Consider the following 24,550-nt stretch of genomic DNA (forward strand, 5'->3'; position numbering starts at 1 on the left):
ACTACGGCATGTCTGCGTCAGACGACCAGATTATTCATCTCGCAATACTCTTCCCAATCGACACCCAACACCTCGGCCGCCTCTTTGTGCAAGGCCAGCCGTGCCGCTTCGAATTCTTCCGGCGTGGAGGTGTACTTGAGGGTCAGCTCCCAAGGCTGAAGACTCTGGCTCTCGGCCTCGTCCTCGAATGCCCACTGAATCTGGTCGCGCTGGTCATCGGCGCTCAGGTCCTTGATTTCGTCTTTAAGCTGCGGCGTGGCCTCAAGGTATTTCTTGAGTGCTTCTTCGTGCCGAGCTTCCTGGGTCATTTCAGTTGTGGTCATGTCGTTCTCTTAGATCGAGGAATGGGGATGCATCTGGGACATCAAGGTTGCGCAGATACAAAAGAGCAGGCACGAATGCCGACTCGTCTGGCCTTCAGAACCATTCTGGGATCATCTGAAAACATTGCCTTTGAAACACGTCTATTGAAACAGTGATGCTCTTTTGCCCGAGACAGGAGTCGAACCTGCGACCTTCGCGTTACGAGTGCGCTGCTCTACCGACTGAGCTACACGGGCGGTGGGCTAAAGCTAGCACCGCATCCGGCGTCCGGCAACTCGCGCTTTTTTTAGCGGGCAATAACCCCTTGGGCCCAGAAGCGCGGTTGCAGATGACGGCCTTCCCCGCTCAGGTACGCCTGCTGGGCAGGCTTGATGTGCGGCACGTCGCGAAGCGCAACCCCGACCAGCAGACCAACGGCCAGCACGCTCAATCCCCTCCACGCGAACCAGGCCGGCGGCAGCGCGGCGGTGGCGGGCGCCTGCCACACATGCAACGCCATCAGCCAGCCCACCACCAGCGCCAGCCAGACCTGGGAGTTGGGCATCACGATCACCCCATCGACCATGGATTGCACCAACGCCGCGACCAACGCGGCAAACAGGCATAACCGCAGCAGGTCCACGCGCGCGGCGCAAAGCATGCGCCTGCGCAGCAGGCCCCACGTAGCCCATCCGGCTCGCCACGCCAATACCGCCACGCACAGGGCCGAGGGCACGCCCCATTCGCTGGCCCACTGCAGGATTGCTTGATGGGGATGGGCGGCAATCTCGTTGGCGATATCCGCAAAATGCATCGGGCCAAAGCCCAGCCACGGATGCTCGACAAGCATGTGCCACGCCTGCCACCAGATCGCCTCCCGGCCCGACAGTGTCGTAGTGAGACGATCACCAGCGTCCTTGGTTGTCTCGAACCCCAGGTATTGCGCCAGCAGCGTGAATGCCAGCCAATACAACACCAGCCCGCCCAGCACCGCCGCCAGTTGCCACCCCAGCCAACGTCGACCAACCGGCCCCAGCACCGCGAGCACCAGCCCCGCCGCGCTCATGCCGAGCCAGGTGCCGCGCGTGCCACCGCTGATCGCTATCAGCCACCAGACGCACAGCAACGCCAACACGCCCCCTCGCCAAACGCGGGAGACAGTGGGCATCAGCAAGGGCAGCGCCAGCAACGGCAGGGTGAATGTCTGGAACTGGCCGTAGAAGCGCTTGTTGGAAAAGCCGGACAGCAGCAGGTCTGGGTCCAGGGTGCGTTCGCCACTGGTGAACGCCAGGGCACCGGCATACAGGTATTGGATCGATTTGATCAGGCACAGCAGCACCACAATAAGGATCAGCACACGATCCAGCGACTCTCCGCCGTGACGGCGGAGCAAGGCAAATGCCAGCGTGATCGCCGCACAGCTGACAAACAGTGCCACTTCAATCAGTGCCCACACAGGCTGATGGGCCAGCGCCGAAGACACCAGGCCCAACCCGATGATCAGCGTCAGGCCCAGGGCCGTGGGCCGATCCACCAGCGACACGGCAGGGGCGACCGACAACCCGTAAAGCACCGCACAGAGCCCGATGGCGATCTGCATGACACGCTGCAGGTCATGCCCGCTGAACGGCGCGCAAATCCCAACCGCCAGCAGGCACACCACGACCACCAGGAAAATATTGCCTCGCTGCGGTACGGATAACACCATCGGCCACCTCTACGTCCCTGTGGATGGTTGAGCAGTTACGCCCCGTCAGTGCCGCAACCTTTACCGACGTATTTCCCTTCGGCGGTTGTGGTGCACTTCCAGCCGGTGGCGGCGGTGCGCGTCAGGCTGATGGTCTTGCCCAGCACCGGCGCAGGGGCGTCGAGGATTTCGCAGCTGATGCTGCCCGCCCCCGTGGCCACATCACCTACCACGTCGATTTTGCAGTTGGCGGTGGGGCTGGTGCCGCCGATCAACTCCAGTTTCGGCACGGTGCCCTCGTTGATGACGCTTTCGTATCCGGCCTTCAGCGCAGTGATTTCAGCCAGGCCGGCGGTGAACTTGGCCTTGACCTGGTGGGTGGTGTACATGGGCAGGCCGATAGTGGCCAAAATGCCGATGATCGCAACGACGATCAGCAATTCAATCAGGGTAAAGCCTTTCTGACGTATCACATTCACTCTCCAGAATAGAACTCATGACAAGGCGCATCCTGCGCCCCGTGTTGTGCTGCGGCGCCAGTGTACTCACCCGCGAGTGCTCAATCGCCCGCAAGACGCACATTCTGACATTTTATTGGCCAACGCCAGCCAGCCCGAATCCGTCACCTGACTAAGCTATAAATCTTCTACGACCCGTGTGCGGAACCGTTACATGAACAACGCTTCGACGACATATACCTGTGAAGGCATCAACCGCAAAGGGCGCCGGGTGGGCGGACACACCCGCGCGCACAACCCCGCCCTGGTCAAGGCGCAATTGCGCCAACAAGGCATCAGCCCCGGCCGCGTGCGCAAAAAAAACCCGTTACTGCCCAGCCTCTACCCACCGATAAAAACAGCCGACATCACCCTCTTCACTCGCCAACTGGCTACGCTGCTCAAAGCCGGGATCGCCCTGCTGCAGGCCTTCGACATCATCAGCGAAGGCTTCGAAAACCGCCCAGTCCGCGCGCTGGTGCACGGGCTCAAACAGCAAATCGCCGCCGGCACCAGCCTGGCTGAAGCACTGCGCAAACAACCCCGCTATTTCGATGAGCTGTATTGCAACCTGGTGGCTGCCGGCGAACAGGCCGGCGCGCTCGAAACCCTGCTGGAGCGCGTGGCGACCCATCGGGAAAAAAGCGCGCAACTCAAGGCCAGGATCCAAAAGGCCATGACTTACCCTATCGCGGTATTGGTGATTGCCAGCCTCGTGACGGGCGTGCTGCTGATCCACGTGGTGCCACAGTTCCAGGCGCTGTTTGCCGGCGTCAACGGCCAACTGCCAGGGTTTACCTTGCACGTCATCAATCTGTCTGCGTTCATGCAGCAGGCCTGGTGGCTACTGGCGCTGGGCCTGGGCGCGGGCGTCATCGGGCTGCGCCATGCCTATCGAGCCTCGCCGGGTTTTCGCTACTGGCTGGATGCCGGTTTGTTGAAAGCGCCTCTGGCAGGCAAACTGCTCACAAAATCCGCCGTCGCCCGCTTCGCCCGTACCCTTTCCACTACCTTCGCCGCCGGCGTCCCGCTGGTGCAGGCATTGGATTCGGTGGCAGGGGCTGCCGGGAGCGGTCCGTTCAAACAGGCAATCGAACATATGCGTCGCGATGTATCCACCGGCATGCAATTGAATCAATCCATGGCCATCAGCGGCCTGTTCCCAGGCATGGCGATCCAGATGACGGCGATCGGCGAAGAGTCGGGCACACTCGAGCGCATGCTGGAAAAGGTCGCCAGCCACTATGAAGCGGATGTCGACAACCTGGTCGATAACCTCACCAGCCTGATGGAGCCGCTGATTATGCTGGTACTCGGGGGTATTGTCGGAGCGCTGGTCATCGCCATGTACCTGCCGGTCTTTCAACTGGGGAGCGCATTTTGAGCCAGCTGCTAAGCGAGCACCCGTGGGCCTTGATCACGATGGCAGCGGTGCTGGGGCTGATAGTCGGCAGCTTTATCAACGTGCTGGTGTGGCGCCTGCCCAAAATGCTCGACCGCGAATGGCGCGCGCAGGCCCTTGAAGTGCTGGGTCTGCCCGCAGAACCCGCCGAGCCGACCTACAACCTGTTACACCCCAATTCCTGTTGCCCACGCTGCGGGCATGCGATCCGCCCCTGGGAAAATATTCCAGTGCTCAGCTATCTGGCGCTCAGGGGCCGCTGCGCTCACTGCCGGGGGGCAATCAGCGCACGCTACCCTTTCACCGAGCTTGCCTGCGGGTTGACCTCGGCGTTGGTGGCCTGGCATTTCGGCTTCGGCTGGCAGGCTGGCGCGGTGCTGGTGGTGAGCTGGGGGCTGCTGGCAATGAGCCTGATCGATGCCGACCATCAGTTGCTACCGGATGTGCTGGTGCTGCCGCTGCTGTGGCTGGGGCTGATCGTCAATGGCTTTGGGCTGCTGACCACGCTACCCGACGCCCTGTGGGGCGCGGTGCTCGGATACATGAGCCTTTGGAGCGTGTTTTGGCTGTTCAAGCTGGTCACCGGCAAGGACGGCATGGGCCACGGCGACTTCAAGTTATTGGCATTGCTCGGAGCCTGGGGTGGCTGGCAGATGCTGCCGATGACACTGTTGATGTCGTCGCTGGTGGGGGTGTTTATCGGCCTGATCCTGATGCGTGTGCGCAAGGCTCAAGTATCGACACCCATGCCGTTTGGTCCGTATCTGGCAATTGCCGGCTGGATTGCATTGCTCTGGGGTGGTCAAATAACCGACTTCTATTTGCAGTCTGTCGGTTTCAGATGACCACTTCTGTTGCAGCACCTTGGATTCTCGGCCTTACCGGCGGCATCGGCAGCGGTAAAAGCGCGGCGGCCCAACATTTTATCGACCTTGGCATAGACCTGGTGGACGCCGACCATGCCGCCCGCTGGGTGGTCGAACCCGGCCGTCCGGCACTGGCACGCATCGCCGAGCATTTTGGTGACGGCGTGCTGCAGCCTGACGGCCAGTTGGACCGCGCCGCATTGCGCAAGCTGATCTTTGAAGTTCCCGAAGAGCGCCTGTGGCTCGAAGGCTTGCTGCACCCGCTGATCGCCGAAGAGATTCGCAGCCACCTGGCGCGAGCGCGCTCGCCGTACGCGATCCTGGTATCGCCGCTGCTGATCGAATCCGGCCAGTACAGCATGACCCAACGCATCCTGGTGATCGATGTGCCGCAAGCGCTGCAGATACAGCGTACCCTGCAGCGCGACGGCATCAGCGAGCAACAGGTGCAGGCGATCCTCAAGGCGCAATCCAGCCGCGAAGACCGCCTGAACCATGCCGATGACGTGCTGGTCAACGATAAAGACCTCGCCTGGCTACACGCAGAGGTCGAGAGACTGCATCACTTTTACCTTACTTTGCGTGGAGGCCGATCATGAGCCAACCCTTGACCGTCGACTGCCCAACCTGCGGCGCACCCGTGGAATGGAAAGCGACCAACCTCAACCGGCCATTCTGCTCGGACCGTTGCAAACTCATCGACCTGGGTGCCTGGGCCGCTGAAGAACACAAGATCCCAGTGGCACCGGACGCTGAAGACGAGCTGTTTTCCGAGGACCTGCCGCCGCGCCATTAAGGCCGCATAAAAGCATATTCCTGCTGGTCGTCGAGGTTCTCTGCAAGGTATTGCAGCTCGTCGGCCAGATCTTCGAAACTGCGCACACCCTTGCTCTGCTGTACCACGGCGCTGAGCATTGCGCGCAGGGTCAAGCCGGGGTCAAAACCGATTTCCTGTGCCGCATCCTGACTTCTGCGTAGCTCCTGCCGTGCCCACTCGTACACACTCATGACCCGCGCTCCTGAAGAAATTTGGCAGAGCATGGGCCCGCTTGGCCGCCTGGGGCTTGATCTGGATCAACGCTGTGAATCGTCATCCTTCCAGGGCGCCGAGAGGTAGCGCGTACGGTTGAAGGTCTCCAGCCATTCCGGGCAGAACACCACCAGGGCGCTGATCAGCATGCCGTTGATAAAGGCTTCGGGGAAGATGATCAACCACAGGTAGCCGACGAAATCCTCCAGCCATTCGGGCATCGCAAACCGGCCGTCGAACCACAGCACGCCCAACCCCAGCAACAGGCAGAGCAAAGCCGACAGCGCGGCAGCAAAAAAACCGGAACAAAAGATATACACAAAGGGATTGCGCGGTTGCGCTCGTTCCACCAGCAGTGCGCAGCCTTCGGTGACCAGCACCGGCAACGCAATCAATAACAAACCGTTGACGCCCAGAGCGGCGAGGTCCTGACGCCCGAGTAACATCAAACCCAATTGCGCCGCGAAGCCGCCGACGATTGCCAGGGGCCAATCCAGTAACAGGGTTACGGCCGTCATGCCGATAAAGTGGTAGGAAACGCCGGTGTCGAAATCCCGCCGGACCAACCACAACATGAACAACGCGAATACCGTACCGAACAGCAGATGTTGACGTCGGCGATCGGCAAACAACTCAACCCACGGCGAGCGCAGGACCGCCCAGGCCACCACCGGCGCATACAGCAGCCAGCCGATGCTCAGAGTGCTCGGTGCCAGCACTGCTGCACTGATCACAGACGAAATACCGCTGCAAAAAACCTCACCACACACCTCTACATTGGCGTTGAAGTAGAGTCGCCAGTCTACACCGACCTTTTATAGCAGGACTTCCTGCGGTCATCATTTGAGCGCTAAGCTGCAAACATGGATGACTCAGATTACTTGCGCCTGCTCACCGTGGCGGCCGAACAAGCCAATGCGTTCCTGTCCAATGCCCGCAAATGGGAGCGTGAGCGTTGGGTCTGCCAACGCCTGCTGCAAGGCCTGAACGTGCCTTACCGCGCCGAAGAATTCCACGCCGCAGGGCAAGAGCCGCCGGATGTGCTGTTTCGCGACGCCAGTTTCGAGGTGTTTTTTGTGCTCGATGAAGGCCGGCGCCTGAATGACGAATGGCGCGACGAGTTACTGCGCCGTCGCAGCGCCTTCTCCTTGAGCCAACTGGTGCGGCGCGAGGCAAAGCCGCGACGCATCCCTGCCCATGAATTCCTGTTGCGCCTGGCGCCCACATTGCGCAAAAAGGCGCACAACTACAAAGAACGCGGCATGGACCTGGGCGAGTTGGATATCGTCGCCTTCACCAGCCTCAAGCGCGAAGTGCTCGACCTCAACAGTCACTTCCCTCCTCCCACGGAATACCTGCGCCAAGGCTGGCGCTCGCTGTCATTGGTGGGGCCGACGTTTGCGCGGGTGCTGTTCGCCCACCCGGACGCGCCGGATTTCTTGCGCAATAACCTGGGCCGCAGCATAGTGTTCGACGTGGGCATCAGCCTCTGATCCCCCCGGACTGTAACTTGGCGCCCCCTTGCAACGTCTACCTGACGAGGCTCTATATGACCAGCCGCCTGAAACCCGACGACCAACAGCGTGTCGAAGAGTACCTGCAACTCTCCCAGAACAGAGTCGAGCGCAAGCCTTTCCGGCCGTGGCTGCTCTTCTGTGTGGTGCTGGTGGCGGTGATTGGGCTCGGCCTGCTGAGCCGCCTTTTGAGTTACCTGACGCTATGAGCTGCCTGGCGCTCGCGGGGGTAACTGCTCCGATTTCTTTTAGCCTTGCGAGATATCCCCATGACCCATCGTATTATTATCGTCGGCGGCGGCGCCGGCGGCCTGGAGTTGGCTACCCGCCTGGGTAAGACTCTGGGCAAGCGCGGTACCGCCAGCATCACGCTGGTAGATACCAACCTGACCCATATCTGGAAACCCCTTCTGCACGAAGTGGCTGCCGGGTCGCTGAACTCTTCTGAAGACGAACTTAATTATGTCGCCCAGGCCAAATGGAACCACTTCGAGTTCCAACTGGGGCGCATGAGCGGGCTTGACCGTGAACAGAAGAAAATCCAGCTGGCAGCCACCCTCGACGAAGAAGGCCGCGAGCTAGTGCCTGCGCGCGTGCTGGCCTATGACAGCCTGGTGATCGCGGTCGGCAGCACCACCAACGATTTCGGCACCGAAGGCGCGGCGCAACACTGCCTATTCCTCGACACCCGCAAGCAGGCCGAACGCTTCCACCAACAATTGCTCAACCACTATCTGCGCGCTCATGCAGGGCAGAGCGATGTGGTGGAGAAAATCAGCGTCGCGATCGTCGGCGCCGGCGCAACCGGCGTTGAACTGGCCGCCGAGCTGCATAACGCCGCCCATGAACTGGCGGCGTATGGCCTGGACCGCATCAAGCCGGAAAACATGCACATCACCCTGATCGAAGCCGGCCCACGGGTACTGCCTGCCCTGCCGGAGCGCATCGGCGCGCCCGTGCATAAAACCCTGGAGAAGCTCGGCGTGACCGTGCTGACCGACTCGGCGGTCAGTGAGGTGACGGCTGACGCGCTGATCACAAGCAGCGGCCAGGTGATTCCGGCCAGCTTGAAAGTGTGGGCCGCCGGGATTCGCGCGCCGGCGTTCCTCAAGGACATCGATGGGCTGGAAACCAATCGCATCAATCAGCTGCACGTACTGCAGACACTGCAAACCACCCGCGACGAAAATATCTTTGCCTTCGGCGACTGCGCGGCCTGCCCGCAACCGGGCACCGACCGCAACGTGCCGCCCCGTGCGCAAGCCGCTCACCAGCAGGCATCACTGCTGGCCAAGTCGCTGAAACTGCGAATTGAGGGCAAGGAGTTACCGTCGTACAAGTACACCGACTACGGGTCGCTGATTTCGCTGTCTCGCTTCTCGGCGGTGGGCAACCTGATGGGCAACCTGACCGGCAGCGTAATGCTGGAAGGCTGGCTGGCGCGGATGTTCTATGTGTCGCTGTACCGCATGCACCAGATGGCGCTGTATGGGTTCTTCCGTACGGCGATGTTGATGTTGGGCAGCAAGATCGGACGTGGCACGGAGCCGCGCCTCAAACTTCACTAAAAACGCATAAGCCATGTGGGAGCAAGCCCCCTCCCACAGTTACTCTTCAGCGCACTTGGGTTTCGTGCACGCAAAAAAAATCCCCGTATCTTTCGATACGAGGATTTTCAATATGGTCGGGGTAAGGGGATTCGAACTCCTGACATCCTGCTCCCAAAGCAGGCGCGCTACCGGACTGCGCTATACCCCGGTAATAAAAAGGCGACCTTTCAGTCGCCTTCTTCGATCAGCGCTTTTGGCCTCTGATCTTAAGATTCGATTCCAGCCTGAGCTGGTTTCAAAAATGGTGGGTCGTGTGGGATTCGAACCTACGACCAATTGGTTAAAAGCCAACTGCTCTACCAACTGAGCTAACGACCCAAATATGGTCGGGGTAGGGGGATTCGAACTCCCGACATCCTGCTCCCAAAGCAGGCGCGCTACCGGACTGCGCTATACCCCGGTTTGAAATTGGCTCCGTGACCAGGACTCGAACCTGGGACCCAATGATTAACAGTCATTTGCTCTACCGACTGAGCTATCACGGAACTACATATTTCAATTTTACTGCGGTGTAACCTTCCTCTTCGACCCTGTCCGTATCGCTACGTTAGCGTCTCTGAGGCGCGCTATTCTACAATCTTAAAAACCCCTGTCAACCCTTTAAATTGCTTTTAAGACAATGATTTGCGCTTCTTTCTGATTTCTTCTTGGGGAGAAGAAACCCGTGGGCTGACGTTGCTGCGGGGCGCACTTTACAAGCCTTTGCCTTACAGTTCAACGCCCTATCGAAAAAAAAGGCCCCGCAATGCGGAGCCTTCTCTTATCAGCCTTGCAGGATGGGCTTAGTGAAAGACGATTTCGTCGTTTTCCACCGTCGCTTCAACGCTGGTACCCGGCATGAAGCTGCCCGACAGGATCAACTGCGCCAGCGGGTTCTCGATCCAGCGCTGAATGGCACGTTTCAGAGGCCGTGCGCCATACACCGGGTCGTAACCTACCGCGATCAGCTTGTCCAACGCCTCGCGGCTCAGTTCCAGCGACAGCTCGCGCTCTGCCAGGCGAGCGCGTAGACGGCCCAACTGAATCTCAGTGATACCGGCGATCTGATCCCGCGCCAATGGTTCGAAGATCACTACTTCGTCGACCCGGTTGATAAATTCCGGGCGGAAGTGCGAGGTCAGCGCATCCATCACCGCCGCGCGCTGCGCCTCACGATCACCAACCAGCTCCTGGATCTGTGCCGAGCCCAGGTTGGACGTCATCACGATCACCGTGTTGCGAAAGTCCACGGTACGCCCGTGGCTGTCCGTCAACCGACCATCCTCCAATACTTGCAGCAAGATGTTGAACACATCCGGATGCGCCTTCTCCACTTCATCCAGCAGGATCACCGAGTAAGGCTTGCGCCGCACCGCTTCGGTCAGGTAACCGCCCTCTTCATAGCCCACATAGCCTGGCGGCGCACCGATCAGGCGAGCCACCGAGTGTTTCTCCATGAACTCAGACATATCGATCCGCACCATGGCCTCTTCAGTATCAAAGAGAAACTCGGCCAACGCTTTGCAAAGCTCTGTCTTACCCACACCGGTCGGGCCGAGGAACATAAACGAGCCGCTTGGACGGTTCGGGTCGGACAGGTCGGCCCGGGAACGGCGCACCGCATTGGACACCGCCACCACAGCTTCTTCCTGGCCGATCACGCGCTGGTGCAACAGGTGCTCCATCTTCAGCAGCTTATCGCGCTCGCCTTCGAGCATTTTCGACACCGGAATGCCGGTCCACTTCGAGACGACTTCGGCGATTTCCTCTTCGGTCACCTTGCTGCGCAGCAGCTGGTTTTCCGCCTTCCCGTGCTGGTCAACCATTTGCAGGCTGCGCTCCAGGTCGGGAATGACCCCGTACTGCAACTCGGCCATGCGGTTCAAGTCGCCTTTACGGCGCGCGGCTTCCAGTTCCTGGCGGGATTGCTCGATCTTCTGCTGGATTTGCGCAGAGCCCTGCACTTCGGCTTTTTCCGAAGTCCAGATTTCTTCGAGGTCCGAATATTCACGCTCCAGGCGCACGATTTCTTCCTGGAGTTTTTCCAGGCGTTTCTTCGCGGCGTCGTCCTCTTCTTTTTTCAGCGCCTGGGATTCGACTTTGAGTTGAATCAAGCGTCGGTCGAGACGGTCGAGCACTTCCGGCTTGGAATCGATTTCCATGCGAATACGGCTGGCCGCTTCGTCGATCAAGTCGATCGCCTTGTCCGGCAACTGACGGTCGGTGATATAGCGATGGCTCAGTTTGGCCGCCGCAATGATCGCGCCGTCGGTGATCGCCACCTTATGGTGGACCTCGTAACGCTCCTTCAGGCCGCGCAGGATCGCGATGGTGTCTTCCTCGCTCGGCTCTTCTACCAGCACTTTCTGGAAACGCCGCTCAAGGGCTGCGTCTTTTTCAATGTATTGGCGATATTCGTTGAGCGTGGTCGCACCGACGCAATGCAATTCGCCCCGCGCCAAGGCGGGCTTGAGCATGTTGCCAGCATCCATGGAGCCCTCGCCTTTACCGGCGCCGACCATAGTGTGCAGTTCGTCGATGAATAGAATGATCTGCCCTTCCTGCTTCGACAGCTCATTGAGCAGGGATTTGAGGCGCTCTTCGAACTCGCCACGGAACTTGGCACCCGCGATCAACGCCCCCATGTCCAGGGACAGCAAGCGCTTGCCTTTAAGGCCGTCCGGCACTTCACCATTAATGATGCGCTGGGCCAAACCCTCGGCAATCGCGGTTTTACCCACGCCAGGCTCACCGATCAGTACCGGGTTGTTCTTGGTACGCCGCTGCAGGACCTGGATGGTGCGACGGATTTCATCGTCACGCCCGATCACCGGGTCAAGCTTGCCGTCTTCGGCGCGCTTGGTCAGGTCGACGGTGTACTTGTCCAGGGCCTGGCGCGACTCCTCGTGGTTGGGGTCGTTGACCGCGTCGCCACCACGCAGGTTGTTGATGGCATTTTCCAAGGCTTTCTTGCTCACGCCCTGCCCCAACAGCAATTTGCCGAGCTTGCTGTTTTCGTCCATCGCGGCGAGCAACACCAGTTCGCTGGAAATGAACTGGTCGCCTTTTTGCTGGGCGAGGCGGTCGGCCTGGTTAAGCAGGCGCGCCAAGTCCTGCGACATGTTCACGTCGCCGGTCGGGTTCTGGATTTTCGGCAGTTGGTCGAGCTCTTTGCTCAACTCCTTGCGCAGGCTGTTGACGTCAAAGCCCACCTGCATCAGCAAAGGTTTGATAGAACCACCTTGCTGCTCCAGGAGCGCCTGCATCAAGTGCGCGGGCTCGATGGCCGGGTGGTCGAGGCCGACCGCCAAGGATTGGGAGTCCGATAAGGCCAACTGCAATTTGCTGGTTAAACGATCAATACGCATTAGTCACCTTCCTTTTGAGCAGGCCGGAGCTATAAAACATTCCTGAATGAAGAAACCTGCCAGATACCCTTATAGATGGGGTGGATTCTGGAGGATTCAAGCGGGCGATGCTTGATATGGATCAGGAGAGTCTAGCGTTCCAGCCAGATAAGGGAGGCAAACCGACCGGTGCGCGGGCTGCGGCGGTAAGAGAAGAAACGCGGGTCGGTCACCGTGCACAAACCGCCACCGTACACGGCCGTGACGCCACGCGCAGCGAGGCGCAGACGCGCCAGCATATAAATGTCGGCCATGAACTTGCCAAGGTTGCGGCTCGGCACAAAGGCGTCGACGGTACCCGGCAGTTGCTTCACGAAGGCGTCACGCACTTCCGGGCCGACCTCGAAGGCTTGCGGACCGATTGCCGGGCCCAGCCAGACCAATACATCGGCGGGCTCTGCGGCCAGGCTTTCAAAAGCAGCTTCCAACACACCCGCCGCCAGCCCACGCCAACCGGCATGGGCCGCCGCGACACGGGTACCCGCACGGTTGCAGAACAACGCAGGCAGGCAATCGGCGGTCATGGCGGTGCAGGCGATGCCCGGCGTGCTGGTCCAACTGCCATCGGCTTCAGCCGTGCGGTCGGGGTCGACCTCGACCACACTCACGCCATGAACCTGGCGCAGCCAGGCCGGCTGAATACCAAAGGCTTCGGTAAGACGGCGGCGGTTCTCGAGGATGGCCTCAAGGCTGTCCTCGACATGATCGCCCAGGTTGAGGCTGTCGAACGGCGCCAGGCTCACGCCGCCCGCACGGGTGGTGACGCAGGCCTTTACCCGGTCCGGCGCGGGCCAGTCAGGTATCAGCCAGTCACTCATCCGACAAACGCCTCGCGATCTTGCTTGAGCAGCGACAGCAACCAGACAAAATCGTCAGGAAGTGGCGATTCCCAGCTCATGCGCTGACCGCTCGTCGGATGGTCCAGCTCCAGGAAGCGCGCATGCAGCGCCTGGCGCGGGAACGTTTTGAGCGACTCGACCATGGTCTGGCTGGCTGCCGGCGGAATACGGAAACGACCACCGTAGGCAGGATCGCCGACCAGCGGGAAGTTGATATGGGCCATGTGCACGCGAATCTGGTGGGTACGACCGGTTTCCAGCTTAACCCGCACGTGGGTGTGGGAACGGAAACGCTCCAGCACGCGGTAGTGGCTCACGGCCTGCTTACCACCTTCCATCACCGCCATACGCTGGCGCTGCTGGCCGTGGCGACCGATCGGGGCGTTGATCTTGCCACCCGCCACGACCACGCCGATCACGATGCACTCATAGATCCGGCTGACGCTACGGCTCTGCAACTGCGTAACCAGTTGCGTCTGCGCCTGAATGGTCTTGGCCACCACCATCAAGCCGGTGGTGTCCTTGTCCAGACGGTGCACGATGCCGCAGCGAGGCACATTGATAATGTCGGGGATGTGGTGCAACAAGGCATTGAGCAAAGTGCCATCAGCGTGCCCGGCCGCCGGGTGAACCACCAGGCCTGCGGGTTTATTGATGACCAGGATGTCGTCGTCTTCATAGACGATATCCAGCTCGATGTCCTGGGCGACCCATTCTCCCTGGGCTTCCTGCTCGGCAGTCAGCTCAAGAATCGCACCGCCATGGACTATGTCTCGCGGGCGGATAACCGCTCCATCCACAGTCAGGCGGCCGTCTTTGATCCAGGCGGAAAGGCGCGAGCGCGAGTGCTCAGCGAATAATTGTGCGGCGACTTGATCGAGGCGTTGGCCGCCCAATTCGGACGGCACCTCTGCGCGAAGTTCAATTTTATCGGACATGCTCAGACTAGGCGTGGCACAGCCTTTGGTTTCGGCTGCGCGCTTGTGGTTAAATACGGCGTCTTTTGCCCCGAGGCTTTCAACGGGGCGCTCATCATAACAGGACGGCCCCGCCCAAGACAGCGGCCGTCATAGGGACGCAAGCCGCCATGCAAGTGAAACACCTGCTGCTGATCGCCATCCTCGCCATGACTGCTGCTTGCTCGTCAACAAAGGAAGTCGTCGACGAAAACCTGAGCGAAGTCGAGTTGTACCAACTGGCTCAGAAAGACTTGGACAATAATAGCTACACCAGCGCCACAGCGAAGCTGAAGGCACTGGAGTCGCGCTATCCGTTCGGGCGCTATGCTGACCAGGCGCAGCTTGAACTCATCTACGCCAACTACAAGAACGCCGAGCCGGAGGCCGCCAAGTCCGCCGCCGAGCGCTTTATCCGCTTGCACCCACAGCACCCGAACGTCGACTACGCCTACTACATGAAGGGCCTGACCTCGTTCGATCAGGATGTTGGCCTGCTGGCGCGCTTCCTGCCGCTGGACATGACCAAGCGTGACCCCGGCGCCGCCCGCGATTCCTACAACGAGTTCGCCCAGCTGACCAGCCGCTACCCCAACAGCCGCTACGCGCCGGACGCCAAGCAGCGCATGATCTACCTGCGCAACCTGCTGGCGTCCTACGAAATTCACGTGGCGCACTACTACCTGACCCGTCAGGCCTACGTCGCTGCCGCCAACCGTGGCCGTTACGTGGTCGAGAACTTCCAGGAAACCCCTTCGGTGGGTGATGGCCTGGCCGTGATGACCGAGGCTTACCAGCGCCTGCACCTGGACGATCTGGCCAGCACCAGCCTGGAAACCCTGAAGCTCAACTACCCGGATCACCCTAGCCTGAAAGACGGCCAGTTCGTGCCTCAGGTTGCCGAAGCGGACAACCGTTCGTGGTTGAGCAAATATACCCTGGGCCTGATCGAGTCCCGCCCACCATTGCCGCCGGGCGAAACCCGCGCCAATCAGGACGTGATCAAGCAGTACCAGGACGCGAAAGACGCCATCCCTTCGGATCTCAAGCCTCACGACGAGAACGGCGACGTGATCGAAGAGGAAGCACCGCAAGCCCTGGGCAACAATCAGGACCGCTCGTGGTTCAGCTACATGACGTTCGGCGTGTTCGACTGATCAGTCGGCGAAACGTAAAAAGGAGCCCCCAGGGGGCTCCTTTTTTATGGGTGAGCATTATTACTCTGTGCGCCCGACATGTCCTTGGCTAAACTGGCGCATTACTTGTCGAGAACTGCCCACTATGCTTCGTCTTCTGTTCTGGATCGCCGTTATTGCTGCCGCGGTATGGTTCTGGCGCAAATTCAAAAGCCCAGCCGCCAAGCAACAGCGTGCCGGCGAGCCCCATTCGGCACTGATGGTGCGCTGCGCTCACTGCGGCGTGCACCTGCCGCAGGACCGCGCCCTCAGCTTGCGCCAGGAGTGGTACTGCACCCAGGCGCATTTGGAGCAAGGGCCGAAGTCTATCCAGCGTTGACTCGCCCTTCAGGCGCATAAGGTGAAGGGTCGATGATCGGCGTACGAGCCAGCAACAGATCGGCGAACAACTGACAGGAAGCCGGCGCCAGCACCAGGCCATTGCGATAATGCCCGCAATTGAGCCACAACCCTTCGAAGCCCGGCACCTGGCCGATATACGGAATGCCTTCCGGCGAACCTGGCCGCAAACCGGCCCAGTGCCCAACCACCTCGGCGTCCGCCAGTGCGGGAATCAGCTCGACGGCTGAGGCCTTGAGGCTTTCCAATGCGGTGTCAGTGGGGGTCTTGTCGAAGCCTTCGTGCTCCAGAGTACTGCCAATCAGGATATGCCCGTCGCGCCGCGGGATCGCATAACGCCCCTTGGCCAGCACCATGCACGACAGAAAATCCGCAGCGCATTTGTAGAGGATCATCTGGCCTTTTACCGGCTCCACTGGCAGCGACAAGCCCAGCGTGCCCAGCAGTTCACCGCTCCACGCGCCCGCCGCCAGCACCACCTGTTTGCCCAGGATCGGGCCATGTGCCGTATTCACCCCCAACACGCGCCCATCGCCGAGGACAAACCCGCTGACTTCGCACTGTTCGTGGAGGGTGACGCCGGGTAGAGCCAGCAACGCAGCCTTGAGCGACTTGACCAGGCGCGGGTTACGCACATTCGCCACGTCGGCCATATGGATCGCCTGGGAATACCCACCACCCAGCACCGGAACCGCGTCATGGGCAGCCGCCATATCGACCTTGCTCAGGGGGCGACCTTCACGGGCAGCCCAAGCCAGCGCCTCGGTTTCGTCGTCCAGGTCCAGCCAGTACAGGCCAGTGGTATGTACCTGCGGGTCGATACCCGTAGCGGCAAACAGCCGCTCGGCCAGTTGTGGATAAAAATCTTGGGACCAATGCGCCAGCGCGGTGACCGCCGGGCTATAGCGCCACGGATACAGGGGCGAAACAATACCGCCCCCCGCCCAGGACGACTCCTGCCCCACGCCCGCGCGCTCCAGCAGCACCACCGCCTGCCCCTGGGTCGCAAGGTTGTACGCCGTCAACAAACCGATGACTCCGCCACCGACGATCACCACTTGCTGTTGCCTAGCCATCATTCGATCCAGCCGATAAAAAGAAACAAGCGCACCCGGCGCCCAGTCATCCAACACTCTCATCACTGCCCCCAGCACTGGTGCCGCGACATTTCAGGCGCTGCACCCGGGTTTTCCCGCGCACCGGTGCTGGTCAAGCTGAAGTTACCGCACGGGTCGTCGACCATAGCTGAGCCTGTGATCGGCACCGCCAGCAGGTGGAAATCCTGAGGATTCAACACAGCGGTGATTCTATAGCGATCATTGCCCGCGCTGATGCCACTGGCGTCAATAAAAGTGCCGTTGCTCGTATAAAAGCGCTCCAGGTGCTGGGCTTGCTCGTTCAACAACGCGACAATTTCCGCGCGATAAACCTTCTTCACATGGCCGGAGTAGCCGGGGTAAGCGATCCCGGCCATAAATGCGATGATCGCCATGGCGATCAGTAACTCGATCAGGGTAAAGCCCAGGCTGTCCTTGCCCATCCCACTGCTCCTCATTGAAGTTGTCGCCACGCCACTCGCTGAAACCGCGAGCACCCCTGCTCTTCTACCCGCGCATACACGGTCTCCAATACGGTGCGCGATTGACCACTGAGGCCGACCGCCGTGACCCGGAACAACGCCGCAGAACTGTGCGGCGGCAAATGCACCAGCCCGGTCCCAACCCCCAAGGATTGAACCCCATAAAGCCCAGCCTTGAGGGCAACCCAGCTAACCGCCGAAACAGGATGAGCCCCGGCGCCCAGCACCGAAAATGCCTCGCCCGGCGGCGCACAATGGATGATCGACCGGCACAGGGGCATGACGGCGCCCATTTGCTGCACAGCCCGTTCCCCCAGCCTCAAGCCGCTCTCGGCACTTTGGAACGACTGGTTGCGATGCCAAAGGCTGCCGGCGATCTTTTGCTGGGTAACGGCCCCCTGCATCGACGACAAGCCGATCAACGACAACAGCAGCAGAAGGACCAGGCTGGTCAGCAAGACCATGCCCGTCTGTCGCGAAGAAATACCCACCATCATCAAGATGCCCCTACCCCAGGCGGTTTCGCAGCGCCGCCACGACACTGTAGGTTTGGTCTTTGACACGGCCAGCTGGGTCTTGCAGAGTCATGCGCAGGCGCACGCTGCGGATCAAGGCTTCGTCGGCGGGGCGGGTCTCGTAACGCACAACGCCTGTCGAATCCAACCTGGCGGCCACGCCGAAACTGATATCGAATGCCCGTACGTTATCCACCAGTACCGCCTTGGCCGGTGCATTGGGCGTGGCGACCTTCAACTGCCCGGTCTCGAAGGTATAGGTGAGTTGGCGTATAGCAAAACGGATCTGCCCGGGCTCGGGCGCAGGAGCGTTACCGATATAGGCGTGGGCAGTGGACGTGCAGTCCGACAGTACCGTCCAATCCGGCTCGCCACCCTCTTCGCCAACCTGCGCCGTGAGCAACGTCAGCGAAGTCGAACCGCCCCCGGCACTCCAGGTGATGGGTCGATCAAAGGCTAAAGGCGCATTCTCGATAAACGCCGGGGCCAAACAGCCAAACATGCCTGCCTGACGAATATCCTGGATCATTTTGCTCAGTACAAAGCGTGCGTCATCTTGCAGCAGCATCGCCGCCTGTTGACTGGCGTGGGTCACGCGGGAACTGATCAGCACCTGGCTTGCGCCAAGCAACAGCACAAGCCCGATAACCAAGGCCAATAACAACTCCACCAGACTGAAACCGCGAACCCGGTACCTCATTGCGCCACTCGTGACGCAGAGCCGATGCGACTGGTCAGCGTGAACGTTTCCCGGGCTCCGGCCGTGTGCGTCGCCCTGCTGTCATCCCAACGGATGCTCACGGTCACTTCATCTGCACTGACCGCTACCGCGCCTTTGGCGCTCTCGCCGGCAAACCCGAGGATGTTGCTCTGGAAATCGCGCAGATCCAGGTCGCGCACCCCGGCAGAGGTGGTCGGGGCTCGCTCAATTCGCCCCCATTGGTAGTCCGCGCTGGAATTGGCGCGGATTCGGTCGAGCATGTCATAGGCGATGAAACTGGCTTGGCTGGCCATCCTCGCGCTGTCGGTGTACTTGAGCGCATTGAGCTGAAGCGCAGCCGCACCTAACAGACCAACGGTAAGAATCAGCACCGCTACCAGCGCCTCGATCAGCGTCATGCCGATTTGGTACCGGGGTAAAGAGCAGGAAAAACAAGTGTTCACATAAATCTGCATTACCGTCGCGATCCGTGTCGAAGGCCAGAAAAGCAGGCAAAGCCCGCCGTGCGACTCAAGCCTAGCGCTGGTTTTTCGCCCGTGCCGCTCGCGGAACAAAGGGAAATACTTTGGACGTAAAGGCCATCATCCAGCGCCTCGTTCCAGCCGCTATACCTTTGACTGAGCCGCATCCAGACCTGCGTCCACGGAGGGACATTACATGCGCCAACGGGGTTTCACTTTAATAGAGCTGCTGCTCGGGCTGCTGGTGAGCGGCATCCTGGCGCACCTGGCCGTGCCCGGTTTCAAGAGCCTGCTCGAGTCACAGCAACGACAGAGCGCGGCACGATCACTGGCGAGCGGGCTTCGCTTCGCCCGCACTGAAGCCATCGTACGCAACCGGGCGGTGGTCATTTACGCCGTCAATGATGACTGGAGCCAAGGCTGGCGGGTAATCGCGGATCTGAGCGGGCGCGGTCAAGAGGACGATGACAACCCCGTACTGCTGGAGCGTCAGGACAGCGGGCGCGTGCCCATCGTCGGCAATGGGCCGGTCAAGAGCCAGGTACGTTTCAACGGGCTGGGCGAACCGGTGTTTTCAGGAGGAGGGTTTCGGGCCGGCACGGTGCATGTCTGCGCCACGGACCAGCCCCAGAGCTTGCACCAGGTGGTGCTGGCACCCAGCGGGCGCATCAGCCTGCGCAGCGACAAAGCCGAGCAGGCGTTGTGCCGGAGCTATTCCGGCATCCCGGCCGTCACAGCAGCGAGCGCACCCGCAGCTCCTTGGGCATAGAGAACGTGATGTTCTCCTCACGGCCAGCCAATTCATCAGCGCCGGTAGCACCCCAGGCATGCAGTTGCTGGATAACGCCGCGCACCAGCACTTCCGGGGCCGAGGCGCCGGCGGTGATACCAATCCGCTCGACACCGTCGAACCAGCTGCGCTGCAGGTCTTCGGCACCGTCGATCAGGTATGCCGGTGTCGCCATGCGCTCAGCCAACTCGCGCAGGCGGTTGGAGTTGGAGCTGTTTGGGCTGCCGACGACCAGTACCACATCGCATTCATCAGCCAGTTGCTTGACCGCATCCTGGCGGTTTTGGGTGGCGTAGCAAATGTCGTCTTTGCGCGGGCCGCCAATGGCTGGAAAGCGGGTGCGCAGGGCATCGATCACGCGACTGGTATCGTCCATGGACAAGGTGGTCTGGGTCACGAAGGCCAAACGTTCAGGGTTATTCACCTGTAGGCTGGCGACGTCTTTTTCGTCTTCCACCAGGTAAATCGCGCCGCCATTACTGGCGTCGTACTGGCCCATGGTGCCTTCAACTTCCGGGTGGCCGGCATGGCCGATCAGGATGCATTCACGACCGTCGCGACTGTAGCGCGCGACTTCGATATGCACCTTGGTGACCAGCGGGCACGTGGCGTCGAAGACTTTCAGGCCACGGCCTGCCGCTTCGGTACGCACGGCCTGGGAAACACCATGGGCGCTGAAGATAACGATAACGTCGTCCGGCACCTGATCCAGCTCTTCGACAAAGATCGCACCGCGTGCGCGCAGGTCCTCGACCACGAATTTGTTGTGGACGACTTCATGGCGCACGTAGATAGGCGGCCCGAAGACTTCAAGGGCGCGGTTGACGATTTCGATCGCCCTATCCACGCCGGCGCAGAAACCACGGGGGTTGGCGAGTTTGATTTGCATGCTGTGCCTCGTGTTTTGCAGCCACATTGAGTCAATTTGACACTGACTCAACCAACAATGGAGATCAAAGGTGGGAGGGGGCTGGCTCCCGATATCGGTATATCAGTCTGTACATATTTAGCTGATACGCCGCTATCGGGAGCTAGCCCCCTCCCACATTTTAGAGCGCGTACGCTCAGTTACAGCGCTTTGACGTTAATAATCTCGACGTCAAAGGTCAGTGTCTTGCCAGCCAACGGGTGGTTGAAGTCGATGGTCACTTGCGCGTCATCAAATGCTTTCACCACGCCAGGCAATTCAGTGTTCGCCGCATCGTTGAAAATCACCAGCAGGCCTTCCGACAGTTCCATATCCTGGAACTGCGAACGCGGGATGATCTGTACGTTTTGCGGGTTGGGCTGGCCAAAGGCGTTTTCCGGCAGGATCTGCAGGGTGCGCTTGTCACCGGCCTTGAAACCGAACAGTGCCGCTTCGAAACCCGGCAGCAGGTTGCCGTCGCCGACTTTGAAGGTCGCCGGGGCCTTGTCGAACGTGCTGTCGACCGTGTCGCCATTTTCCAGACGCAGTGCGAAATGCAAAGTGACTTCCGTGTTCTGGCCGATGCGTTGCTCAGCCAATACCTGATCAGTCATTGACGGTCTCTCCGGTTTTCTTACTTTTAAACATATCCAGCGCCAGCATGATTGCGCCCACGGTGATGGCACTGTCGGCGAAGTTGAACGCAGGGAAATAATGACGGTTCTGCCAATGCACCAGGATGAAGTCGATCACATGGCCGAGGGCAATGCGGTCGTACAGGTTACCCAGTGCACCGCCCAGCACCAGGGCCAGGGCGACGGCAAGCCAGGTGTCATCACGGCCCAGGCGCTTGAGCCAGACCACCAGCACCGCACTGACCACCAAGGCGATCAGGGCAAACAACCAACGCTGCCAACCACCACCATCGGCGAGGAAACTGAAGGCGGCGCCGGTGTTGTAGGCCAGGGTCCAACTGAAGTAATCCGGGATCACCACGATTTGCTGGAACATTTCCAGGGAGCCTTCGAAGTGAGCCTTGCTGACCTGGTCAATGATCAGGATCAGCAGGCTCAACACGAGCAAGCCCAGGCGTCCGAAACGACGGGTGTCAGGCATAGTGACGAACCTCGCCTTCACCGGAAATGTTGTCGACGCAACGACCGCAGATTTCCGGATGCTCCGGGTTTACGCCGACATCTTCACGGCAGTGCCAGCAACGCGCGCACTTGGGGAAGGCCGACTTGACCACTTTGAGCTTGAGGCCCGGCACTTCGGTGGCCACGGCGTCCGCCGGGGCCTGGGCGAATGGCGCCAGGCTCGCGGTGGAGGTGATCAGCACAAAGCGCAGTTCGTTGCTCAGCTTGGCCAGGTCGGCCGTCAGGCCTTCCTCGGCAAACAGGGTGACTTCGGCTTGCAGGTTGCCGCCAACGGCTTTGGCCGCACGCTGAACCTCCAGCTCCTTGTTCACCGCGACCTTGACGGCCATTACGCCTTCCCAGTATTCGCGGCCCAGTTCGAAGTCAGCCGGCAACTCGGTCAGGCCTTCATACCAGGTGTTGAGCATGACCGATTCGTTACGCTCGCCCGGCAGGTATTCCCACAGCTCGTCGGCGGTGAAGGCCAGGATCGGCGCGATCCAGCGCACCAGCGCTTCAGAGATGTGGTACAGCGCGGTCTGCGCCGAGCGGCGTGCCTTGCTGTTGGCGCCGGTGGTGTACTGGCGGTCCTTGATGATGTCGAGGTAGAAACCACCGAGCTCCTGCACGCAGAAGTTGTGGATTTTCGAGTAGACGTTCCAGAAGCGGTATTCGCCGTAGTGTTCCTGCAACTCGCGCTGCAGCAACAGGGTACGGTCCACGGCCCAACGGTCCAGGGCGAGCATGTCCTCGGCCGGCAGGATGTCGGTGGCCGGGTTAAAACCGGTCAGGTTCGACAGCAGGAAGCGCGCGGTATTACGGATACGGCGGTAGGCATCGGCGCTGCGGGCCAGGATCTGGTCCGACACGGCGATTTCGCCCGAGTAATCGGTAGACGCCACCCACAGGCGCATGATGTCGGCGCCCAGGGTGTCGTTGATTTTTTTCGGTTCGATCACGTTTTTCAGCGACTTGGACATCTTGCGACCCGTCTCGTCGACGGTGAAGCCGTGGGTCAGCAGTTCGCGGTACGGCGCGTGATTGTCGATAGCGCAACCGGTCAGCAACGAAGAGTGGAACCAGCCACGGTGCTGGTCGGAACCTTCCAGGTACAGGTCGGCACGCGGGCCAGCGTCATGGCCCATCGGGTGCGAACCACGCAGCACGTGCCAATGGGTGGTGCCGGAGTCGAACCACACGTCGAGGGTGTCGCTGATCTTGTCGTACTGCGGCGCTTCGTCGCCCAGCAGCTCGGCGGCGTCCAGCTTGAACCAGGCTTCGATGCCTTCCTGTTCAACGCGCTGGGCCACGACTTCCATTAGTTCGACGGTGCGCGGGTGCAGTTCGCCGCTTTCCTTGTTCAGGAAGAACGGGATCGGCACGCCCCAGTTACGTTGGCGGGAGATGCACCAGTCCGGGCGATTGGCGATCATCGAGTGCAGGCGCGCCTGGCCCCAGGTCGGCACGAACTGGGTGTCTTCAATGGCTTTGAGCGAGCGAACACGCAGGGTATCGCCGCTGGTCGGCGCCTTGTCCATGCCGATGAACCACTGCGCAGTGGCGCGGTAGATCAGCGGAGTCTTGTGGCGCCAGCAGTGCATGTAGCTGTGCTTGATGGTGTCGGTTTGCATCAGCGCACCGACTTCACGCAACTTGTCGATGATCGGCTGATCGGCCTTGAAGATGAACTGGCCGCCGAAGAACTCCAGCGACGGCACGTAGACACCGTTGCTCTGTACCGGGTTGATGATGTCGTCGTTGACCATGCCGTATTTCTTGCAGATCACGAAGTCGTCCACGCCGTAGGCCGGCGAGCAGTGGACAATGCCAGTACCCGAACCCAGCTCGACGTAGTCAGCCAGGTACACCGGCGACAGGCGGTCATAGAACGGGTGACGGAAGTTGATCAGTTCCAGCGCGGAGCCGGTGGTGGTGGCGATCACCGAGCCTTGCAGTTCGTAACGCGCCAGGCACGCCTCGACCATTTCCTCGGCGAGCACCAGCAGGCGATCACCCACGTCCACCAGGGCGTAGGTGAATTCCGGGTGCACGTTCAGCGCCTGGTTGGCGGGAATGGTCCAGGGGGTGGTGGTCCAGATCACGATGGCAGCCGGCTTGGCCAGGCTTGCCAGGCCGAAAGCCTCGGCCAGCTTGGCGTCGTCGGCGATCGGGAAGGCCACGTCGATGGTCGAGGACTTCTTGTCTTCGTACTCGACTTCCGCTTCAGCCAGGGCCGAACCGCAGTCAAAGCACCAGTTCACGGGCTTGAGGCCCTTGAACACGAAACCGCCCTTGACGATTTCGGCCAAGGCACGGATTTCACCGGCCTCGTTCTTGAAGTTCATGGTTTTGTACGGGTTGGCCCAGTCGCCCAGCACACCCAGGCGGATGAACTCGGACTTCTGCCCTTCGATCTGCTCGGTGGCGTAGGCACGGCACAGTTCGCGGGTTTTATCGGCACCCAGGTTCTTGCCGTAGGTCACTTCGACTTTGTGCTCGATCGGCAGGCCGTGGCAGTCCCAACCCGGGACATAGGGTGCGTCGAAGCCCGAAAGGGTTTTGGAGCGCAGGATCATGTCCTTGAGAATCTTGTTCAGCGCATGACCGATGTGAATCGTGCCGTTGGCATAAGGAGGGCCGTCGTGCAGGACGAACTTCGGACGATCCTTGCCAATTTCGCGCAACTTTCCGTACAGGCCAATACTGTCCCAGCGCTGCAGGATCTGCGGTTCGCGCTGTGGCAGGCCGGCCTTCATTGGGAAGGCGGTGTCCGGAAGGTTTAGCGTGGCTTTATAGTCGGTCATTTAAGGCTCTTC

The 24,550-nt window shown here is 60.4% G+C and carries 27 protein-coding genes and 5 tRNA genes; 10 read left to right on the top strand and 22 right to left on the bottom strand.

The features are described from left to right. Positions 1 to 17 precede the first annotated feature (17 nt). The 4 genes from AB4O23_RS00195 to AB4O23_RS00210 all read right to left on the bottom strand — a co-directional run bounded on the left by AB4O23_RS00195 (position 18) and on the right by AB4O23_RS00210 (position 2,460). Entirely contained in the window at positions 18 to 323 is a 306-nt protein-coding gene (locus AB4O23_RS00195; RefSeq protein WP_017529859.1) for a DUF6388 family protein, read from the bottom strand. A 164-nt stretch (positions 324 to 487) separates the two neighbouring features. Further along, positions 488 to 560, bottom strand: a tRNA-Thr gene (locus tag AB4O23_RS00200). Positions 561 to 610: 50 nt separating this feature from the next. Continuing rightward, a complete protein-coding gene (locus tag AB4O23_RS00205) occupies positions 611 to 2,011 on the bottom strand; it encodes an O-antigen ligase family protein (protein ID WP_460061650.1) in 1,401 nt (466 codons plus the stop codon). A 35-nt stretch (positions 2,012 to 2,046) separates the two neighbouring features. Continuing rightward, positions 2,047 to 2,460, bottom strand: coding sequence for a pilin (locus AB4O23_RS00210; RefSeq protein ID WP_460070319.1), 414 nt, complete (start codon positions 2,458 to 2,460; stop codon positions 2,047 to 2,049). A 202-nt stretch (positions 2,461 to 2,662) separates the two neighbouring features. Between AB4O23_RS00210 and AB4O23_RS00215 the strand changes: the two genes are divergently transcribed. The 4 genes from AB4O23_RS00215 to yacG are packed head-to-tail and all read left to right on the top strand — an operon-like array spanning position 2,663 to position 5,551. After that, complete coding sequence (locus AB4O23_RS00215) at positions 2,663 to 3,871, top strand: type II secretion system F family protein (protein ID WP_460061653.1); 1,209 nt, start codon at positions 2,663 to 2,665, stop codon at positions 3,869 to 3,871. Continuing rightward, on the top strand, positions 3,868 to 4,734 hold the full coding sequence (locus AB4O23_RS00220; RefSeq protein WP_068938053.1) for a prepilin peptidase: 867 nt from the start codon (positions 3,868 to 3,870) through the stop codon (positions 4,732 to 4,734). The genes AB4O23_RS00215 and AB4O23_RS00220 overlap by 4 nt, the downstream gene beginning before the upstream one ends. Then, on the top strand, positions 4,731 to 5,354 hold the full coding sequence (gene coaE / locus AB4O23_RS00225; protein ID WP_267864337.1) for a dephospho-CoA kinase: 624 nt from the start codon (positions 4,731 to 4,733) through the stop codon (positions 5,352 to 5,354). The genes AB4O23_RS00220 and coaE overlap by 4 nt, the downstream gene beginning before the upstream one ends. Beyond that, a complete protein-coding gene (yacG, locus tag AB4O23_RS00230; RefSeq protein ID WP_003188437.1) occupies positions 5,351 to 5,551 on the top strand; it encodes a DNA gyrase inhibitor YacG in 201 nt (66 codons plus the stop codon). The genes coaE and yacG overlap by 4 nt, the downstream gene beginning before the upstream one ends. Here the strand turns inward: yacG and AB4O23_RS00235 are convergent. Both AB4O23_RS00235 and AB4O23_RS00240 read right to left on the bottom strand, forming a co-directional pair. Continuing rightward, positions 5,548 to 5,763, bottom strand: a complete 216-nt coding sequence (locus AB4O23_RS00235; RefSeq protein ID WP_003171680.1) for a hypothetical protein — start codon at positions 5,761 to 5,763, stop codon at positions 5,548 to 5,550. The two genes, yacG and AB4O23_RS00235, sit on opposite strands and share 4 nt — an antisense overlap. 66 nt (positions 5,764 to 5,829) lie before the next feature. Further along, positions 5,830 to 6,519, bottom strand: a complete 690-nt coding sequence (locus tag AB4O23_RS00240) for an energy-coupling factor ABC transporter permease (protein WP_017529865.1) — start codon at positions 6,517 to 6,519, stop codon at positions 5,830 to 5,832. A 129-nt stretch (positions 6,520 to 6,648) separates the two neighbouring features. Here AB4O23_RS00240 and AB4O23_RS00245 point away from each other — a divergent pair, with 129 nt between their 5' ends. From AB4O23_RS00245 to AB4O23_RS00255, 3 genes are read left to right on the top strand one after another with little or no spacing between them, the layout of a single operon-like run. Further along, entirely contained in the window at positions 6,649 to 7,278 is a 630-nt protein-coding gene (locus AB4O23_RS00245; RefSeq protein ID WP_010213242.1) for a DUF1780 domain-containing protein, read from the top strand. Positions 7,279 to 7,334: 56 nt separating this feature from the next. Beyond that, on the top strand, positions 7,335 to 7,508 hold the full coding sequence (locus tag AB4O23_RS00250) for a DUF3094 family protein (protein ID WP_065877314.1): 174 nt from the start codon (positions 7,335 to 7,337) through the stop codon (positions 7,506 to 7,508). A 60-nt stretch (positions 7,509 to 7,568) separates the two neighbouring features. After that, complete coding sequence (locus AB4O23_RS00255; RefSeq protein WP_065877315.1) at positions 7,569 to 8,867, top strand: NAD(P)/FAD-dependent oxidoreductase; 1,299 nt, start codon at positions 7,569 to 7,571, stop codon at positions 8,865 to 8,867. A gap of 113 nt (positions 8,868 to 8,980) precedes the next feature. Here AB4O23_RS00255 and AB4O23_RS00260 read toward each other — a convergent pair. The 7 genes from AB4O23_RS00260 to rluD form a co-directional block, all read right to left on the bottom strand. Continuing rightward, positions 8,981 to 9,057: transfer RNA gene (locus AB4O23_RS00260), tRNA-Pro, on the bottom strand. Positions 9,058 to 9,151: 94 nt separating this feature from the next. Next, positions 9,152 to 9,227, bottom strand: a tRNA-Lys gene (locus tag AB4O23_RS00265). 5 nt (positions 9,228 to 9,232) lie between these two features. Continuing rightward, positions 9,233 to 9,309, bottom strand: a tRNA-Pro gene (locus AB4O23_RS00270). Positions 9,310 to 9,318: 9 nt separating this feature from the next. Continuing rightward, a tRNA-Asn gene (locus AB4O23_RS00275) sits at positions 9,319 to 9,394 on the bottom strand. A 297-nt stretch (positions 9,395 to 9,691) separates the two neighbouring features. Continuing rightward, positions 9,692 to 12,256 carry an ATP-dependent chaperone ClpB gene (gene clpB / locus AB4O23_RS00280; RefSeq protein ID WP_460085384.1) on the bottom strand — a complete coding sequence of 855 codons (2,565 nt, stop codon included), beginning with the start codon at positions 12,254 to 12,256 and terminating at the stop codon, positions 9,692 to 9,694. A 131-nt stretch (positions 12,257 to 12,387) separates the two neighbouring features. After that, entirely contained in the window at positions 12,388 to 13,113 is a 726-nt protein-coding gene (gene pgeF / locus AB4O23_RS00285) for a peptidoglycan editing factor PgeF (RefSeq protein ID WP_460070277.1), read from the bottom strand. Further along, a complete protein-coding gene (gene rluD / locus AB4O23_RS00290) occupies positions 13,110 to 14,072 on the bottom strand; it encodes a 23S rRNA pseudouridine(1911/1915/1917) synthase RluD (RefSeq protein WP_003171668.1) in 963 nt (320 codons plus the stop codon). Before rluD ends, pgeF begins: the two co-directional genes overlap by 4 nt. Positions 14,073 to 14,221: 149 nt before the next feature. On the opposite strand from rluD, the gene AB4O23_RS00295 reads away from it, so the two are divergent. Together AB4O23_RS00295 and AB4O23_RS00300 are read left to right on the top strand one after the other, a co-directional pair. Next, the gene (locus AB4O23_RS00295) at positions 14,222 to 15,247 is read left to right on the top strand and encodes an outer membrane protein assembly factor BamD (protein WP_017529870.1); all 1,026 of its coding nucleotides are present in this window, start codon (positions 14,222 to 14,224) and stop codon (positions 15,245 to 15,247) included. 124 nt (positions 15,248 to 15,371) lie between these two features. After that, the gene (locus AB4O23_RS00300) at positions 15,372 to 15,605 is read left to right on the top strand and encodes a PP0621 family protein (RefSeq protein ID WP_017529871.1); all 234 of its coding nucleotides are present in this window, start codon (positions 15,372 to 15,374) and stop codon (positions 15,603 to 15,605) included. Here the strand turns inward: AB4O23_RS00300 and thiO are convergent. The 5 genes from thiO to pilV all read right to left on the bottom strand — a co-directional run bounded on the left by thiO (position 15,592) and on the right by pilV (position 18,895). Then, the gene (gene thiO / locus AB4O23_RS00305; RefSeq protein ID WP_065877318.1) at positions 15,592 to 16,701 is read right to left on the bottom strand and encodes a glycine oxidase ThiO; all 1,110 of its coding nucleotides are present in this window, start codon (positions 16,699 to 16,701) and stop codon (positions 15,592 to 15,594) included. The genes AB4O23_RS00300 and thiO overlap by 14 nt on opposite strands. A 62-nt stretch (positions 16,702 to 16,763) precedes the next feature. Continuing rightward, positions 16,764 to 17,165, bottom strand: coding sequence for a type IV pilin protein (locus tag AB4O23_RS00310; protein ID WP_065877319.1), 402 nt, complete (start codon positions 17,163 to 17,165; stop codon positions 16,764 to 16,766). 11 nt (positions 17,166 to 17,176) lie between these two features. Then, positions 17,177 to 17,701, bottom strand: a complete 525-nt coding sequence (locus AB4O23_RS00315; protein ID WP_223495058.1) for a pilus assembly PilX family protein — start codon at positions 17,699 to 17,701, stop codon at positions 17,177 to 17,179. Positions 17,702 to 17,711: 10 nt separating this feature from the next. Continuing rightward, on the bottom strand, positions 17,712 to 18,419 hold the full coding sequence (locus tag AB4O23_RS00320; RefSeq protein WP_460106321.1) for a PilW family protein: 708 nt from the start codon (positions 18,417 to 18,419) through the stop codon (positions 17,712 to 17,714). After that, positions 18,416 to 18,895, bottom strand: coding sequence for a type IV pilus modification protein PilV (gene pilV, locus AB4O23_RS00325; RefSeq protein ID WP_065877320.1), 480 nt, complete (start codon positions 18,893 to 18,895; stop codon positions 18,416 to 18,418). Before pilV ends, AB4O23_RS00320 begins: the two co-directional genes overlap by 4 nt. 202 nt (positions 18,896 to 19,097) lie before the next feature. Between pilV and AB4O23_RS00330 the strand changes: the two genes are divergently transcribed. Next, positions 19,098 to 19,670 (top strand): GspH/FimT family pseudopilin, encoded by a 573-nt coding sequence (locus AB4O23_RS00330; RefSeq protein ID WP_017529877.1) that lies wholly within the window; start codon positions 19,098 to 19,100, stop codon positions 19,668 to 19,670. Here AB4O23_RS00330 and ispH read toward each other — a convergent pair. From ispH to ileS, 4 genes are all read right to left on the bottom strand, one after another. After that, positions 19,633 to 20,580, bottom strand: coding sequence for a 4-hydroxy-3-methylbut-2-enyl diphosphate reductase (gene ispH, locus AB4O23_RS00335; protein ID WP_017529878.1), 948 nt, complete (start codon positions 20,578 to 20,580; stop codon positions 19,633 to 19,635). The genes AB4O23_RS00330 and ispH overlap by 38 nt on opposite strands. 179 nt (positions 20,581 to 20,759) lie before the next feature. Beyond that, complete coding sequence (gene fkpB / locus AB4O23_RS00340; protein WP_175404195.1) at positions 20,760 to 21,197, bottom strand: FKBP-type peptidyl-prolyl cis-trans isomerase; 438 nt, start codon at positions 21,195 to 21,197, stop codon at positions 20,760 to 20,762. Between the two features lie 7 nt (positions 21,198 to 21,204). Then, complete coding sequence (lspA, locus tag AB4O23_RS00345; RefSeq protein WP_017529880.1) at positions 21,205 to 21,714, bottom strand: signal peptidase II; 510 nt, start codon at positions 21,712 to 21,714, stop codon at positions 21,205 to 21,207. Next, positions 21,707 to 24,538, bottom strand: a complete 2,832-nt coding sequence (ileS, locus tag AB4O23_RS00350) for an isoleucine--tRNA ligase (RefSeq protein ID WP_460061675.1) — start codon at positions 24,536 to 24,538, stop codon at positions 21,707 to 21,709. Before ileS ends, lspA begins: the two co-directional genes overlap by 8 nt. Between the last annotated feature and the right edge of the window lie 12 nt (positions 24,539 to 24,550).

The organism is Pseudomonas sp. H2_A10 (genome assembly GCF_054680085.1).

Coding starts and splice junctions, on each gene's coding strand:
- AB4O23_RS00195 (WP_017529859.1), bottom strand. CDS start 323: ATGACCACAACTGAAATGACCCAGGAAGCTCGGCACGAAGAAGCACTC.
- AB4O23_RS00205 (WP_460061650.1), bottom strand. CDS start 2,011: ATGGTGTTATCCGTACCGCAGCGAGGCAATATTTTCCTGGTGGTCGTG.
- AB4O23_RS00215 (WP_460061653.1), top strand. CDS start 2,663: ATGAACAACGCTTCGACGACATATACCTGTGAAGGCATCAACCGCAAA.
- coaE (WP_267864337.1), top strand. CDS start 4,731: ATGACCACTTCTGTTGCAGCACCTTGGATTCTCGGCCTTACCGGCGGC.
- yacG (WP_003188437.1), top strand. CDS start 5,351: ATGAGCCAACCCTTGACCGTCGACTGCCCAACCTGCGGCGCACCCGTG.
- AB4O23_RS00235 (WP_003171680.1), bottom strand. CDS start 5,763: ATGAGTGTGTACGAGTGGGCACGGCAGGAGCTACGCAGAAGTCAGGAT.
- AB4O23_RS00245 (WP_010213242.1), top strand. CDS start 6,649: ATGGATGACTCAGATTACTTGCGCCTGCTCACCGTGGCGGCCGAACAA.
- AB4O23_RS00250 (WP_065877314.1), top strand. CDS start 7,335: ATGACCAGCCGCCTGAAACCCGACGACCAACAGCGTGTCGAAGAGTAC.
- AB4O23_RS00255 (WP_065877315.1), top strand. CDS start 7,569: ATGACCCATCGTATTATTATCGTCGGCGGCGGCGCCGGCGGCCTGGAG.
- clpB (WP_460085384.1), bottom strand. CDS start 12,256: ATGCGTATTGATCGTTTAACCAGCAAATTGCAGTTGGCCTTATCGGAC.
- pgeF (WP_460070277.1), bottom strand. CDS start 13,113: ATGAGTGACTGGCTGATACCTGACTGGCCCGCGCCGGACCGGGTAAAG.
- rluD (WP_003171668.1), bottom strand. CDS start 14,072: ATGTCCGATAAAATTGAACTTCGCGCAGAGGTGCCGTCCGAATTGGGC.
- AB4O23_RS00295 (WP_017529870.1), top strand. CDS start 14,222: ATGCAAGTGAAACACCTGCTGCTGATCGCCATCCTCGCCATGACTGCT.
- AB4O23_RS00300 (WP_017529871.1), top strand. CDS start 15,372: ATGCTTCGTCTTCTGTTCTGGATCGCCGTTATTGCTGCCGCGGTATGG.
- thiO (WP_065877318.1), bottom strand. CDS start 16,701: ATGGCTAGGCAACAGCAAGTGGTGATCGTCGGTGGCGGAGTCATCGGT.
- AB4O23_RS00310 (WP_065877319.1), bottom strand. CDS start 17,165: ATGGGCAAGGACAGCCTGGGCTTTACCCTGATCGAGTTACTGATCGCC.
- AB4O23_RS00315 (WP_223495058.1), bottom strand. CDS start 17,701: ATGATGGTGGGTATTTCTTCGCGACAGACGGGCATGGTCTTGCTGACC.
- AB4O23_RS00320 (WP_460106321.1), bottom strand. CDS start 18,419: ATGAGGTACCGGGTTCGCGGTTTCAGTCTGGTGGAGTTGTTATTGGCC.
- pilV (WP_065877320.1), bottom strand. CDS start 18,895: ATGCAGATTTATGTGAACACTTGTTTTTCCTGCTCTTTACCCCGGTAC.
- AB4O23_RS00330 (WP_017529877.1), top strand. CDS start 19,098: ATGCGCCAACGGGGTTTCACTTTAATAGAGCTGCTGCTCGGGCTGCTG.
- ispH (WP_017529878.1), bottom strand. CDS start 20,580: ATGCAAATCAAACTCGCCAACCCCCGTGGTTTCTGCGCCGGCGTGGAT.
- lspA (WP_017529880.1), bottom strand. CDS start 21,714: ATGCCTGACACCCGTCGTTTCGGACGCCTGGGCTTGCTCGTGTTGAGC.
- ileS (WP_460061675.1), bottom strand. CDS start 24,538: ATGACCGACTATAAAGCCACGCTAAACCTTCCGGACACCGCCTTCCCA.